This is a genomic window from Xenorhabdus eapokensis (assembly GCF_001908105.1).
Window position 1 is genome coordinate 144,520 of the sequence record NZ_MKGQ01000007.1, and the last position, 15,731, is coordinate 160,250.

The 15,731-nt window shown below is 34.4% G+C and carries 10 protein-coding genes; 3 read left to right on the forward strand and 7 right to left on the reverse strand.

All coding sequences use genetic code 11. The features are described 5' to 3' along the window. Nucleotides 1-7 precede the first annotated feature (7 nt). From Xedl_RS07520 to Xedl_RS35635, 3 genes are all read right to left on the reverse strand, one after another. A complete protein-coding gene (locus Xedl_RS07520; RefSeq protein ID WP_074023204.1) occupies nucleotides 8-1,594 on the reverse strand; it encodes an Ig-like domain-containing protein in 1,587 nt (528 codons plus the stop codon). A 10-nt stretch (nucleotides 1,595-1,604) separates the two neighbouring features. Then, on the reverse strand, nucleotides 1,605-2,966 hold the full coding sequence (locus Xedl_RS07525; RefSeq protein ID WP_074023205.1) for a hypothetical protein: 1,362 nt from the start codon (nucleotides 2,964-2,966) through the stop codon (nucleotides 1,605-1,607). A gap of 129 nt (nucleotides 2,967-3,095) precedes the next feature. Continuing rightward, on the reverse strand, nucleotides 3,096-3,221 hold the full coding sequence (locus Xedl_RS35635; RefSeq protein WP_279625353.1) for a hypothetical protein: 126 nt from the start codon (nucleotides 3,219-3,221) through the stop codon (nucleotides 3,096-3,098). A 486-nt stretch (nucleotides 3,222-3,707) separates the two neighbouring features. On the opposite strand from Xedl_RS35635, the gene Xedl_RS07530 reads away from it, so the two are divergent. The 3 genes from Xedl_RS07530 to Xedl_RS07540 all read left to right on the forward strand — a co-directional run bounded on the left by Xedl_RS07530 (nucleotide 3,708) and on the right by Xedl_RS07540 (nucleotide 12,182). After that, nucleotides 3,708-8,177: an inverse autotransporter beta domain-containing protein gene (locus Xedl_RS07530; protein WP_074023206.1), complete on the forward strand. Its 4,470-nt coding sequence runs from the start codon at nucleotides 3,708-3,710 to the stop codon at nucleotides 8,175-8,177. A 254-nt stretch (nucleotides 8,178-8,431) separates the two neighbouring features. Beyond that, a complete protein-coding gene (locus tag Xedl_RS07535) occupies nucleotides 8,432-10,387 on the forward strand; it encodes a hypothetical protein (RefSeq protein ID WP_074023207.1) in 1,956 nt (651 codons plus the stop codon). 292 nt (nucleotides 10,388-10,679) lie between these two features. Further along, nucleotides 10,680-12,182, forward strand: a complete 1,503-nt coding sequence (locus Xedl_RS07540; protein ID WP_074023208.1) for a hypothetical protein — start codon at nucleotides 10,680-10,682, stop codon at nucleotides 12,180-12,182. Nucleotides 12,183-12,332: 150 nt separating this feature from the next. Here the strand turns inward: Xedl_RS07540 and tadA are convergent, their stop codons facing one another. The 4 genes from tadA to Xedl_RS07560 form a co-directional block, all read right to left on the reverse strand. Beyond that, on the reverse strand, nucleotides 12,333-12,785 hold the full coding sequence (gene tadA, locus Xedl_RS07545) for a tRNA adenosine(34) deaminase TadA (RefSeq protein ID WP_244149684.1): 453 nt from the start codon (nucleotides 12,783-12,785) through the stop codon (nucleotides 12,333-12,335). Nucleotides 12,786-12,881: 96 nt separating this feature from the next. Further along, nucleotides 12,882-13,535, reverse strand: coding sequence for an HD domain-containing protein (locus tag Xedl_RS07550; protein ID WP_074023210.1), 654 nt, complete (start codon nucleotides 13,533-13,535; stop codon nucleotides 12,882-12,884). Nucleotides 13,536-13,681: 146 nt separating this feature from the next. Then, the gene (locus Xedl_RS07555) at nucleotides 13,682-14,587 is read right to left on the reverse strand and encodes a DNA-3-methyladenine glycosylase 2 (RefSeq protein WP_074023211.1); all 906 of its coding nucleotides are present in this window, start codon (nucleotides 14,585-14,587) and stop codon (nucleotides 13,682-13,684) included. A gap of 87 nt (nucleotides 14,588-14,674) precedes the next feature. Further along, on the reverse strand, nucleotides 14,675-15,322 hold the full coding sequence (locus Xedl_RS07560; protein ID WP_074023212.1) for a hypothetical protein: 648 nt from the start codon (nucleotides 15,320-15,322) through the stop codon (nucleotides 14,675-14,677). Nucleotides 15,323-15,731: the final 409 nt, after the last annotated feature.

The following is a 15,731-nucleotide window of genomic DNA, read 5'->3' on the forward strand; positions in this document are numbered from 1 at the left end:
TTAGAGGTTACAATCTCCCATCAGTGTCACTTCCCATGCTAGTATCAGCAAGAATTTCTGTAATAAACCAATGGTCTTTACTTTGATCCTGCCTTAAAAAATATTGGTGCCCATCAATGGAGAATGGAACCATATATTGATAACTCCTACTCCATAGATCGTCATGTTCATTTATTCGATCGGGCACACCTTCATTATATAGGTAACTGACAAACCAATAATTATCGTAGAATCTTTGTCCTGCGTAATAATAAGTATTTCCAATAGAATATGGAAACTGCGGGTAGTAATAATATGCCCAAGTATTAGAGTAGGCTAAGTTACCTATCTTTCCATTTTCATTTAATTCATAAGTAAAAACTGCCCGATTATCGCTAGTATGGATGTATATATATTCTTTCCCTTCCATTGAAAAGAAAAATGTTGCCCCGTAGAAATTATCCCAGCCACCTTGTTCTATTATTGTTCCCATTTTTCCATTTGGAAGTATTTCTCGTATAATATAAGGAAATTTTCCTTTATTATCTTTACCTTTACTATGGAGATAAATAAATTGCCCTCCACCTGTTTTATAAGCAAATCCGACATCATAATCACTATCCCAATAGCCACTATCTATGACTTCTTTGTGTCCTTTTTCATCTAGTTTTGCAATTATCCAATAGGAATTATATGTATTTTTTGACGTATTAATAAAATTCTTGGCTAACCCAAAAATATATTGCTCTTTCCCAAGCACAAAAGGAAACATTAAATCATAAAAATTTACCCACTTTTGCCCAGTGGAAGTTTGACCGCTCTGCTTTCCGCCTGCCACCAGTTGATATACAGTCACTAAATGGTTACATTTACTCTGACGCAAAAGATACTGTTGATTATTAATGGCATAAGTAAAAATTGTTCTAATATATTTTCCATCAGCAGGGGGAAAATCTTCACAGTCCAGATTAGGTTGAAAATGGATTTGTTGAGTCGCATGAGCTGTTTTGCTAACATCCAAGAAACCAGTGAGTGTTACCGTTTCACCGTTTTTATTTGTGTTATAAAGTTCAAAACTCACATTTCCTGATGCGTCAGTATGTATAGAAGTGGTCTGAACAATACAGTCTTGCTCAAAAGAAGCTGAGCCTGTAACACTTAAATCCAACTTACGATTGGCGAGATTTACCCCTGAACCGGTTCCGGTAAGCGTCGCTTGGACTTTATTACTTTGCATACCATCAGCCATTGCATAGTCATCAATAACATGAATAAAATCAAAGTTAAGTGTATAAAATGCCGTAGCGTTGAGATGGTAGGGTTGTACACCAATTTGTCTACCATTCTCTTGAAGGGAGACAGTTAACTGGCCATCACCCCCTATTTCTGAGCCGACGATCGAAACAGAAATTTCTCCTATGCCATCTGTGGAACAAGACAATTTTTTCTGGCCTGTATCCTGACCATTAACAACAAAGCTACCTAATGAGCATTCAAGAACCAAGTCTAATTCAGCAATCTCAATGAATCCTTCATGGACTAAAAGCTGAATATCAATAGCAGATCTTCCTTGATAGAGTTGATAAGATCGAAAAAATTTCACTGAAATATTCATATTATTCTACTCAAAATGTAAGAGGGTCGACAAAAACAATAGTATTTCTAATTTGATCCATAGAAATACCACTAACATTAATAGTAAAACTAGATCGAACAGCTTTCATGGATGTCAATTCATAAACTAATATCTTGCTACTATCAGGATTAGCTATTTCTAAAGTATTATTCGAACCATTAATTTTAATATCAGGACTATCGAAACTCACTGTAATATCTGTAATGTCCTTTGATAAGATTTTAATAAGAAGTAGACATTGACAAGTACCATCAGCGACACCATAAGAACTATAGGTATAAAAGAGTTCTTGCCCTGAAGATGATATCCAATTACCAAAATCCAAAGGAACTTTATGGGAAATAACCGGATCTTCATAGTTAAGAATTAACACACTATTTTTAGTAATATCATCACTATAGATATGAAGATAAGCTACACCATTTTCATCGATCTTATCTACCACTGCATCAGATGTACCATCAATAAATTTAGCATTTGTTAGTCGAGCATTTATTGGACTGTTATTTGAGCCAGTATATATTACTGCGGTTAAAAAAGGCTTTATATCGAGATTGTCACTCAGGGGGATGCCAATGTTTTTGGTTGTTTGCACTTTAATGTTTACAGTATCCAAATCATTTATAATGGAAATTTGTGTAGGATTTTCGTTTATTTTCTTATTCATAACAGTGAATTTTGCAACAATATTTTTCACTTCTAAAAAATTAACTTGATTTGTTTTAATTGTATGATCCTTATGCCCATCATTTATTGCATCCGACTCTAAATCTATATTATCAGAATGTATAATTACTAATTCTGTACCATCTTCTCTCAAAAACTTAGCCTCTATTATTATAGTATCACCAACCACAAGATCTTTAAATTTAGCACGAAGCCTAACACCTTCTTTAAGGTTTATTGTGTGTAAACTTAATTTGGAATCTTTGGCATCAAGAAAAATTATTGCATTGTCTGCATTATTCATGTCATTATCCCCTATAATAGTGATATTTGATGTTGGCGAATCAAGATGATTACCATTTAAATCTGTTACCGTATATTTGGCTTCACATAATCCAGATATCTCCATTTCATTAACATGAAACAATAAGAAATAAAAATCATATTCTAATTCTTCATCTGATGTAACATGATAAGTAACACTTTTTACCTTAGTGTTCACATTATCTTTTAAATAAATCTCCCCTTCTATTTTATCCAATAGCTCTGCATCTTCATATTTATTCACCTGCATAACTATATACTTAGTTTTCATTGCTATAATATCGGAAATATTAATTACGCCACTTAAATTTCCTTGAGGAAATTTAGGTGTAAATAAAGTATTTTTACTTTTGTTATTCATAAAAAAACCTTTTAAAAAATCAATTTTTGAAATCAAAAAATATTATGATGGTTTTATATATTGATATATCATTATTCATTAAATATACTTAAATATTTTAATGGAAATGATTTTTCATATTTTTTATGACTATTTTTTCAATGGAAAAATCGCTTCATCCGAAGTTAATGTGACAACAAAACTAACATACTGACCAATGACTAAATCTGCATTATGCAGAATTGCTATTTCCATTTTATTGTTCTGATCTGGCATGTTATCACCTCATGTTTTAATTAATATTAGTTATAATTAATGGCTAATGTATTTTTCTATTTCAGTGAAGATAAATCTATTAAATTAATTATTTTTGATGTGAATATTCCCAATTTAACAAAATAGAAACTCAATGTTATTATCACTAAAAAATTGTTTTTTTAATGCTGTGTTAGAATAAACAGACAAAAATCCAAAAACAAATGATAAAAAATTATCAATTGATAACTTTTTGTTATTGGAATTTTTATGTAATAATAAAAGCAACACGGCTATCATTAAAGTAAATATCAGTATATTCAAACCGCTATCTCATTGAGTAGAGGAACAAATCCAGCATATTCTGCTGTTTAAGTGATAACTATTTTAAATGATGCTAATTTTAATTTTATTACTAAAGTTATAGACGGGAATAAATGGGTTATTTAAAAGATGAAAAATTAAGTGAATATATCAGTTGATATAAAATTCTTGAGGCGCCTATATATGTTATCATATACTAGAAAAATCATTAGCTTGTTTATTTTCTTCTATGCATTATTTATTCCTTCTACAGTGATTAACGCTTTAGCTGGAGCTGATGATAAGCTGTATACTCATTTACAAAAAACTAATGATACCTCGGCGCTTAGCTCCCCACATACTATTGTTAGCAATGTCCAAACAGTCAGTCATATTTTATCTTCTTCCCCTTCAGAACTCGCGAAACAAGCAAAATCCTATGCTTTGGGTAAATTTAATAGCTCCCTATCTTCAGAAACTCAAAAATGGTTATCGCAGTTTGGTACTGCCAGAATTAACTTTGGGCTAGATAGGAAATGGACGCTGAAAGATAACTCACTCGATATACTACTACCACTTTACGATAACAAAGCAGATTGGCTGTTCTTTTCCCAATTGGGTTATCGTAACAAAGATAGCCGAAATACCATGAATCTGGGTTTAGGTGGTCGCTATTTTTATCAGAATTGGATGTATGGCTTAAATACGTTTTATGATCACGACTTTACTGGAAAAAACCAACGTTTGGGGCTGGGAGGAGAAATTTGGGGCGACTATATTAAACTTTCAGCTAATACCTATTATCGTTTAAGTGATTGGCAAAAATCACGAAACTTTCAAGATTATTATGAACGCTCCGCCAACGGTTATGATATTAATGGGGAGTTTTTCTTTCCTGCTTACCCTAATCTGGGAATGAAACTCACCTATGAGCAATATTTTGGTGATAATGTAACTTTATTTAACCGTGACACCAAACAGAAAAACCCCAGCCTGGCTAAATTAGGCCTGACTTATACCCCGATCCCACTATTCACTATGAGTGTGGACTATAAACAAGGAGAAAGTGGCCATACTGAAACACAGTTTTTGGCAAACTTGAATTATAAATTTGGGGCTCCCTTTAGTATTCAATTATCACCCGCTAATGTCGCTTCAATGCGGACATTAGCGGGTAGCCGTTATGATCTAGTAGAAAGAAATAACCATATTATTTTAGATCACTTAAAAAGAGAACAAGAAGTATTGATCGCACTAGAGCCTATTGTTGGATATGGACATCAAGAGATACCAATTAATGTCCCACTCCCCTCTCATGTTGAGATTAAAAAAGTTCGCTGGCTTGTTACAGATAAAGCATTTCTACAGAACAATGGTAAACTTTCTTCTGAATCAGGTCAGAGTATTGTTATTACTCTCCCCAGCTATCAAGAAAACCATAAAAATGATTACCTGCTTGATATATTATTAGAATATATGACAGATGGTCAGGTAAAGACAAAACTTACTCAGGTTCCTATGAAGGTTTTGCCTTTTATCATAGAGGGAAAAGTGAATATCATCTCACCTGAATCATCAGTAGCAACGGGTGAAAAAGAAAATGGATATACATTTAACGCTCCCATTATTACTTATGAAGGTTCACCATCCGGAAAATTTGTTAAGAATGCCAGAATCGATAAGGTTTCCTGGACAACTGAGCCGGCTTTAGGCACTGACTCAGGTTTAAAGTTTCTATGGAATAATAAACCTGCCCAAACAAATGAAAAAGGTGAATTATCCGATGAAAAAGGGCAATTAACGCCTAATATTTTAATCAGTAAAAAACCACATGACAAAGTCGATGTTTATATACAGCTAGACGGTGCTCCACAGCAAAAAATAGGTTCAGTGACGTTTAATAAAAAGCAACCCCACTACAAAATAAAAGACAATAAATTGAGTGTGATGCCTGATCCCAAAAAAGCACTGGTAGCGGATGGTACACAAAAATATACTTATACAGCAGACATTATCATTGATGGCGGCTTAGCGGCCGACAAAGTTGATAATGTGAGATGGAGTGCTGTCGGCAAAAATTTAGCGGGTGAGGAAATTAAGGATATTTCTGTCGAAGCTCCAACAGGTACGGTGAAGACGGATAACGGGAAATTAAAGGCAACATTAAGCAGTAAAACGCCATTAAAAGATGTTGTGGTGACACTTTCGATTGAAAACAAGGAATCGGCTTCAGCCGAAGCGGTTTCTTTTGTTGCTGATCCGAAAGAATATCGTGTTGATCGCATTATGGTTGATAATCAAAGTCCGTTAATCGCAAATACTCAAAATATTTACACTTATACAGCCTATATCGTCGATCAAAGCGGAAATGCTTTGCCTGAAGGTCAGAAAATTTCCAACATTCACTGGGATAAAAACAATGATATCCAGGGGCTTAATTTCACTTTTAAAAATGGGGTTGATAGCACGGGGCCTGGTGGAACACTCACGGCAAAACTAAGCAGTATAGCGGTTGTCGATAATGTTATCGTTTCGCTTTCTGTTGAAAATCAGCAACCCCCCAGTTTAGCTACCCCTGTTGATTTTATCGCGGATACAGCCAGTTACCATATTAAGGATGGCCTTACCGTTGACCCCAAAGGCCCTCTGACAGTTGGTGATGGAAAATTCTATACCTTCAAAGCGACTGTTATTGATCGCCAGAAGAACAAGGTGATTAGCCAGCCTATCGATGGAGTGATATGGCAAGCAAAAGACGATAAAGGGCAGGATGTTAAGTTAACAACACAAAAAACAGAGACAAATGAAAAAGGGGAATTAATCGCCACACTGGATAGCTCAGCGCCATTAAATGGTGTGAAGGTTTCACTGGCTATTGAACACCAGGCTGCCGTTATCGCCGATCCGGTTTCGATTAAGTCTGAAAATATTAATGTGCTCTGTAAAGCTAATGGGGAACACCCTGTATTAGTCACTGAAACCTACACCTGTACAGCAACAGTCACCGATGTGGCTGGTCAAGGCGTAACAGGTAAAATAGTAAATTGGCAGGTTAAAGATCATGTTAACCTTGAATTGACGCCTTCTTCAGAGAAAACCAATGGTGATGGGATAGTAACGGCAACATTAACCAGTCCTACTGAGGCTTCAAATATTGTCGTTATAGCTTCTGTTACTGGTCAATCCAGTCAAGGAGAATCAAAGGAGAAAATTAATTTTAGTTGGCCGGAAATTACCATAGAGACGGCACCAAAAGATCATGATGTCACTATTGGCGGGCAGGAAAAATATTCTCTCACTGCAACTGCATGGCGTGAAAAAAATAAGACAGCCTATAAAGGGCAAGGTATTAGGTTCAGGTGGTCTAAACCTCAAAACCAGAATGGTACAGAGGCGATAGGTGCAACCTTATCGCCATCAACAGATAGCACCCAATCAGTGAACCCCAATGATGGCACGCTGAAAGCGAATGTCGTTAGCAGTAAGGCACAGCAAGTGAAAGCTTGTATTGATATCGACGGTAGAAAACTGGCTTTGCCGACATGTTCAGATATGATGAATTTTGTTGAGCCCCCGCCGGAATTCGATATTTCCTGGGTTAAAGTGACGGACTTTGATGAAAACAATCCATTACAAGGTAATGGTACAAAAGAATATCACTACAAGGCATTGATAGTAAAAAAAGGGACGACAGAGCCTATTCCTCATTATACGTTCAAAAATGTGGAGTGGATACACGACCATGACAAAATCGAGAACACTAAATTCCCTCAGCCTGAAGCTTATTCACCGACAGATCCCACAAACGAGAAGGATAAATTTAAAACAGATGGGAATGGATATTTATATGCAAAATTAAAAAGTTCGGTCGGTGTTGAAAAGGTCAAAGTAACATTAAAAATGACTGAACCAGATGGTACTGATGTAAAGAATGATGCAGATGAACAAGTGGCATTTAGTCCTGTTCCGAAACCTGCGGTACTATATGTTTATAATAAAAATAATACAGCAATATTTAAATATTTCGATAATACAGGTGGAAAGGATCATCCACACACTATTTTTCCTTCGCTGCGAGGGGAATTAAGAGAGACAGAAAATTCTGGTTCTTTTTATGATGATAAGAAAATTACCGATATTGTTTATAGCTTACCGGCAGATAAAAACCAATCACCATATGGAAAAGCAATGTTAACCTTTGGTGATAAAAAAAGCGGAGCAATACAATTTAATGCCTATGGAACTGCTGAAATAAATACAAAAGTAACAATGAAAAGCGGAGAGATTAAATTATACAAGTATGAAATTACTATTAATAATGTGTCAGACATTAACCCACAATATACACATTACTTAAGTCCCAGCCCCAATATTACTTGCATTGATAATTCCTCAAACTCAACAAAGGGAGATTTCTATTCAGATAAAGAAGCATATGATCCTGACAATCCCACAGATTTTTATTCTCTATATAATGAATGGGGTGGGAAGTTTGATTTATACGATTGGGGAATATTTGATAAAATCGATAACAAAGACCCCAATAAAGCCACAATTATAGTAAGAAATACCGGTTCTGATAGTCAGAGTAAACCGTTTAGGGTTTATGACTCTAAAAATAATACCTTCGATAAACAGACGGAGGGTATTCTTTTTTGTTACCAGATATTCTAAAATCCAGAAAAAAATAAAAACACAAGTTCAAAAAGGATTGTACAAATATAATCAACTGTCGTGATGAAAAAAAGTTATCAACTGATAACTTTTTTTCATTGGTTTTTTATTTTTTATACGGCTATGTTGAGCATCAAAGTTGAAATGGTTACATAACAGGTAATATTAAAATTATTTTCATGTAGTAAGTTTTTTAAACTGAATAAAATTAATACAATCTATTAGTGGTAATAATAATAATTCGAGGTGATAAAATGACAGCTAAGGCTCATATGGACATTTCACTTAAACCGGCTGATGATTTATTTATAGGTCAGCAAAAGAAATTTACAGTAACATTAACATCGGATACAGGTATTGATACTGATAAGTCTATAACAGTAAAAAAAGTCAGTAAAAATATAAAATTTGATCAAGATGTTAGTAAGCCTATTCAGCTTGTTTATGGGGATAAAAGTCTCACTGCAACTGCCGATTTGAGTTTTACAGTACTTAAGACGGTAGGAAGCAATCCAGTACATGATGGTGATGAGATTATATTTGAAATAGATACAGATGCAAAATCGAGTGGAATTATATTTAATAACGTGAATTTCACAGGCAAAGCTAAGGCTGTGAATAATAATAAAATGGAGATTTCAATTAATCAGAAAGCAGATTTAGTGATAGGCCAGAGTGTGAGTTTTACAGTAACATTAAGTTCAGATCAACTTATTTTACCAGACAAACATGTTACTATAAAAAATATCAGTAAAAATATAAAATTTGATCAGGATATTAATAATCCTATTTCACTTATTTACACAGACGGTTATAAAAAAGCATCTGCCAAATTAAATTTTACTGTGGAAGATCCAAGTGGTGGAACAGTGCAAGATGGTTCTGAGATTAAGTTTGAAATTCATACTGATGCAGCGACTAGTGAAGGTGATTTCAACTTTATAGGATTTATAGGCAAGGCGAATGAAATTGATGTAGGCTCGTTAGCTCTTTTTGTTGAGAAACCTTATTTGCAAACACCGCTCATCAGTAATAGCAAACCATTAGAGAATAATTTCACGCCAGTATACACGACTTTGAAAAGTAAATCTGGGAAAAAACTAGTTGGTACGCCTATATTTATTACATCCGTGGCTGCACATAAAATGAACGAGTTTAATTTTAAGGATGCTAGCAATATTGATATTATTCCTGAAAAGATTGGACCTAATGATGGGATAATGCTCACTTCAGATGGTGATGGCTTAGTTAAGTTTTATCTACATCCTAAACTAGCATTGGTAGGTACAGTTGAGTTAAAGGCTATTATTCTGGATAACATTGAATCTTTGGCTAAGAAAATAATCTATATAGTTAATTATATTGAACCAGGTTATATGAATTCTATAGGAACACCTGATATTTTTGGTTATGATCCCAGTGGTATATATGCAAATTCAGGACTACCATACTTTATGACATCAGTAAGTAGTTACGATACAGTATCACCAGGTGATACAATTTTATTTTTTGTTAAAGATATACAGGCCAATAATCTTAAGTTTACTGGTCATAAGGTGCTTATTTCGAATCCTAAAAAACAGTTAGATCAGTATAATATAAAAATTCCTTATTCAATATTTGAACAACAATCTAAACCATATGAATTTTCTTATTCTGTAGTTAAACCAACAGGGGATACCTTATATTCTGAAACACTACCAGTCACTTATTTAGGTGGTGTATTCTATGAACCTGAGTCAGAAGTTAAGAGAAACTATGATATGTGCATAGTTCATCCCAGTATTGGTGTTGACCCCAATATTGCTATACCACCTGTTAACAGTATTGGTTATGATAACATTATGAAATATCCTGGGTACACCTATAATGGATTATTTATTGAGATTATACGCTCTCAAGGCAATGATTCTAAAGAGAAATTGAATCCAGTTCCATTAGATATAACAGATATTACTCTAAACATGTATATTAATTCAGATAATAAAAATTTCACTAAATCTTATACCAAACAGATTGGTTTAAAAGAAATAGGTGGCCCAGGTAATAAAAACTCTATTTACTTTCATATTCCTTATAACGATATTATTGATATTAATTGGAGGGGTAATATCAGTTTTGACTATCAATTTTTTAAAGATGAAACTATTCAGTATAGTGCTGTTTGGGACGGATATATTGGTACTACACCACCTCCTGGTTCTAATTGATTGAAATATAAAGCAAACATAATGTAATTTTATAAAACAATTAACAAAAATGGCCTTGCATTCTAGTGAGTAACTGAACATAAGACAGTTCCTTACTCCTCATGTATCGAGGAGTAAGGGAGTGTTCGGTAGTTTTATAAATTTAACTATATCTTTTAGTTTATATACATATTAGATATTGAATTAAATAACTTCGGCAAGGAAATTTCTTTCCGATAGAAAGAATAATTATGGGGTCTGGCTAGCACAGAAAATAAATAAAAAACATGAAACATATGAGAGGAATAAATATATGTCTAGTGATATGACTTTTTCACTGCCAGAAAAAGGGAATTTAATCATAGGGCAGAGTTTTTTGTTTACAGTGACATTATTATCTGATGAGATCATAGATAGCAGTTCAACAATTTCATTTTTTAAAAATAAAAACATTTCTATACCAACTGAAGATATTACCTTAACTCTGGAGAGTGATAATAAAAAGGCTACGGCAACAGTGACGCTTACCGTAATTAATTCTATAGCAGAAAATGAAGAAATTTATTTTAGTGTAAAAACATCATTGAATGGTGTTCAGCAGAAAACATTGCAATATATCTCAAAAGAAATTTACCCTGAGTCATTGAAATTAATCGTGGATAATGAATTCTTATCAGTGCCAGCGTCATTTAATAGTTCTCAAATAGATACTATATCAACTAAAGTACATACAATTATCAAAGATAAAAATGGGAATCCATTACCAGGAATTCCGATTTTTATAAAGAGTAGGATATTTGATCAGCTAGAAGAAGTATACATTTATGCTAATGATGGAAGAACGAAAATAAATATTCAAAAACTTTCTCTTTATTCTGGTTTTTCTATAAACTCAGATAATGAAGGGAAGGTGGAATTTTACATCTCTCCTATTAAGCCATTACCATTAATTATTTATTTGTCTTCAATAATAAAAATACCAAGCGACTTTTCTGTTTCTGATAGCATTATTTTTATCATTATTGATGATGTGGGGTATGATCAACAACCACCTGAAGTGGTTACTGCTATTGACGGTAATTTAACATCAGAAGGAGAAAGCAAATTTTGGATAGATACAACGCCATGTAAAAATTATAAAGTTGATGATTTCTTATTATTTAATGTTAATAGTGAATACAAGTATTACGCTAGAGCCATTGATATAAATGGAGACAATCAATGTTTAATTAAATTGCCATACTTTATTTTTCAGGAAAATAAATTATCACAACTTTCTTATCTTGTAATAAGAGGAAATGGAGATACTTTAGTTAAATCCTATCCTGTAAGTGTTACTTATCGAGGAAGACCAAATAAACCGTGGAAAGACATTGATAGAATATATGAATCCTGTAAGGTTTATTCTAGCTTCGATGTGCTTATAGAAAAAGATGGCGGTATAAATAATCAAAAAATATCTAACCATACAAATAATCCAGATGATGCGGGTTTATTTGTCACAATAACAGGAACCAATGATAATAGTGATAACACTAAAGTAAAACTTGGTTCAGAAATCATTCTGACTTTATATATTAACTCTAGAAACAAAACAATAACTTATCCTTTTAAAAATACAATGCCATATCAGCCAGATAATGAAGATGGAAAAACAGCCGTATTGAAATTTAATATACCTTATGACCTATTAAATAATAATTTGGCATTTCCTGAACATGATGGAGAGATCTTCTTTGATTATCAGGTTGGTGATGATAATGATAGAGATGTGACATATGGTGGTATTTGGTCAGGTCATATTGTTACATTTTAAAATAAAAAAATATGGAAACGATATTTTTTGAAAAGAATTCAATAAAATTAATTATTGAATTCTTTATTTATATGAGTCGCGACTTTATCTGTCAGTCGAAGTCAGAGATCTCACATATAACTGACTATGGCATTTCCTGTTGCTGAGCTTTCATTTTTTCAATGCCTTATGCTGTTCCCTACGCTGTTTAAAAAAAGCACTCAACATAGTGGAGCACTCTTTCGCCAACACACCGCCGGTAATTTCAATTTGGTGATTCATGCCTGGATGGCGCAAGATATCAATCCATGAGCCTGCCGCTCCGGTTTTCATATCGCTGGCACCATAAACTAACCGTTGTATCCGGCTGTGTACCATCGCACCTGCGCACATGACACAAGGCTCTAAAGTGACATACAGTGTCGTATTCAACAGACGATAATTCTGCAATTGTTTTCCGCCCAGCCGCAAGGCAATGATTTCTGCATGGGCGGTGGGATCATGGTCAGTGATTGGATGGTTAAACCCCTCAGCAATCACCTTATTATCTGCTACCAATACAGCACCAACAGGAATTTCTCCCTTTGCTTGCGCTTGCATTGCTAAATCTATTGCCCGATGCATCCAATATTCATCACTAAAATTTTCGGTTACTGTATATAATTCTGTCACTGCCCATTCTCTTACTTATAAAAATTTCGCCTATTATACCTAATCTCCTCAATCCGCTACTTCAACCTGAATCTCATCAAGAAAATCATCAAGGAACATTTTCATTCGCTCTGTCCTTTCATTCGCCATTTTTCTACCTGATACAGTCTGAAATCCTGATTCAATTTTAAACAGCTTAGTAAAGAAATGATCGATAGTATAAGCCTTATCATTATATTCGCGCTGCTTTGCCAGTGGATCATGCAAGTCATACAATGAAGAACCCATACGGCCAGCGGTGTAAAAACAACGTCCAACACCAATCATGCCAATAGAATCCAGCCGATCCGCATCTTGCACGATTTTTGCTTCCAAAGTTCTGGGAGATAGACCTGCTGAAAAACTATGTGCTTCAATGGCATGGCAGACAGCATTAATCTCCTCCTCGTTCCATGCCAAATCTTTCAGTAGCAATGCTGCTTTTTCTGCCGCCATGCGTGAGGCAAGATGTCGGTTTGGCGAATTTTTTTCAACACTCACACAATCATGCAATAGCACAGCGACAAATACTAATCGCAAATTACCCGATTCCGCTTCACAAATTTGTTTGGCATTTCGCCATACCCTATGAAGGTGAGCAATATCATGTGCACCATCATCACCTTCTATTGCCATAGGTAAAAGCTGTTGCGCCAAATCTTCAAACGGTAAAAAAGATAACATAACCAAAATTTCTCCTATTTCCCCAAACCAATCCGGTGGTTATACTCAAATCACCGAATCATGATGAACTCCAACTTGTCATCCATGTTCTTTCCAGTCTTCTTGCTACTTGATGAAAAGTATCTGACAAGGAAGTTAGAATGGTATTAATATCCACTACTGGATTGCTGTTGCCATAAATGCGCTCCTACCAACGCTTTCCAGGGAGAAAAATCTGCCAGCCATTTTTCTGCCTGTTCCGCACTCACTTTTTCTTTCTGGCTGAGCAAATATTGGAGATTACGCCTGACAGCAACATCGCCATGCAGTGAACCATCCAGGTAACTGAATCCTCGTAGCAAGGTATAATTAACTGTCCACATGCCAATGCCCTTGATAGCCAGCAAGCCATCCGTCAGCCGTTTCACCCCATTTTCTCCCTCTGGGCTATTTAGCTCCAATACTCCAGAATCAATAAGTTGGCAAACATTCAATAAGGCATTGGCTTTACCCACAGAAAAACCACATTGACGGAGCTCATGCTGTGAACATTGCATCACTTGCTTATAATTCGGATAACACAGTAACCCAGAAGAGTGCTGAAGCCCCACTGCCTGAATAAAACGCCGTCTAATGGAAATTGCTGCACTTAAGCTAATTTGTTGCCCGATGATCGCCCAAGTAAGCGCTTCAAAAGGTGTCGCAGATTGATAAATGCGTAAGCCCATTTGCCTGCTAACCAATTCTCCAATAACAGGATGATCTTGATAGATAGATTCGAATATATCAACAGGTTGTTTCAAACCAAGCATATGGGAAGCTAGCGTCGATAATGCTTCATGTTGTGAAGAACAATCTTTATCACCATCAATATCAAGCTGTATTTTCGCCCTATTTTTTTCCATTATAATGGTCAAAAGGGCGGGTTTTTCATGCCAAATAACCCCTTTTTTAATTTGATTCTGCTGCACGATTTCAGAAACACCCATTTCATCCCTTTGATGAAAGGCTAAAAAATCTCTCGCATGATAATTATCAGGTAATATAATTTCCGTTAAACAGCTTGCTTTCATTTGAGTAGCTCCAGAAGATAAACAGAATTAAACTCACTGTCTAACAGACTTCAAGTTTAGATACAATGTCAAATCAACAAATCTAGTCTACAAATTAACATCATCGATTTTATATTTCATTAACTCTTCATTTAACTTCCGGATTTGATATTTTGATGGACTTAACATTAATAAATAGATACCAATCCCCATAAGTAATATCATACTTAAAACAACCAAAAAGAAATCTGAAGCACTCCCGATAGTATTACTCAAGGTATCCACTTTGAATAAAAACACAACCAATACAACAAATGCCAATGTGAAAAAATAAGTTGAAAATATTTTTTCAAAACAATAAGAAAAGTAATAAGAAGTGCCAATATTGACTTGAACTATACCAAAATTTAAAACAGTACATGTTTTCAATTTTTTAAGGAGAGCTATATATTCCGGCTCTAATCCATCTTTTTTCAACTTGATAAATATATTTCTAAATTTATCAGATTTTATTTTTGTAACATCAAACATTATTTCAGAGGCAATTTCATATTTAATATAGTCTTTACTCAGCTCATCTAAATAAATATTGTACTCATTGAGATATTTTATATACTTTATTGCCCTTCTCTCTCTAAAAACACTCACATCTGCATAAAGCTTCTTTAATACAGACAAAATAATACCAATAAAAGTCCCGATAGTTCCCAAGACCTTCACCATATCATTACCGTGCTTTACGATATATTCCAGCATGTTTTTACTCTAAAAAATTTAAAACATACTTAAGTATATACCATGATAAATGTACCGGACTGCTTTCTAAGGTGCGAGTAAAAATTCTCCAGTTGTATTACGGGAAATGGCACTGAAAATGCCCTTGTTGACTAAGAGCAATTTATTGCCTTGATTCTAATCAACGGGTAAAGGCACACTTAATAGCCGTGAGAATATCAGATGTGTTAACATCCACCCCAGATAATTTTTCTTTGTATAATGCATTTTGTTGTAACTATTTATTTTTAAGATACATTTTTTGTAAAATAACGCGATGCTCGACTTTTAGGGTGAGTTGAAATGACATAGCCGCTCCTTTATAACTTTAAGTCGTCAAAAATAGAGAAATAAAGGAACAAAAGGCTATGTCACAGCAAGATTTTATCAT

Bases quoted from the DNA above. Each gene is read 5' to 3' on its own strand.
- Xedl_RS07520 (WP_074023204.1), bottom strand. From the start codon at position 1,594: ATGAATATTTCAGTGAAATTTTTTCGATCTTATCAACTCTATCAAGGA.
- Xedl_RS07525 (WP_074023205.1), bottom strand. From the start codon at position 2,966: ATGAATAACAAAAGTAAAAATACTTTATTTACACCTAAATTTCCTCAA.
- Xedl_RS35635 (WP_279625353.1), bottom strand. From the start codon at position 3,221: ATGCCAGATCAGAACAATAAAATGGAAATAGCAATTCTGCATAATGCA.
- Xedl_RS07530 (WP_074023206.1), top strand. From the start codon at position 3,708: ATGTTATCATATACTAGAAAAATCATTAGCTTGTTTATTTTCTTCTAT.
- Xedl_RS07535 (WP_074023207.1), top strand. From the start codon at position 8,432: ATGACAGCTAAGGCTCATATGGACATTTCACTTAAACCGGCTGATGAT.
- Xedl_RS07540 (WP_074023208.1), top strand. From the start codon at position 10,680: ATGTCTAGTGATATGACTTTTTCACTGCCAGAAAAAGGGAATTTAATC.
- tadA (WP_244149684.1), bottom strand. From the start codon at position 12,785: ATGCATCGGGCAATAGATTTAGCAATGCAAGCGCAAGCAAAGGGAGAA.
- Xedl_RS07550 (WP_074023210.1), bottom strand. From the start codon at position 13,535: ATGTTATCTTTTTTACCGTTTGAAGATTTGGCGCAACAGCTTTTACCT.
- Xedl_RS07555 (WP_074023211.1), bottom strand. From the start codon at position 14,587: ATGAAAGCAAGCTGTTTAACGGAAATTATATTACCTGATAATTATCAT.
- Xedl_RS07560 (WP_074023212.1), bottom strand. From the start codon at position 15,322: ATGCTGGAATATATCGTAAAGCACGGTAATGATATGGTGAAGGTCTTG.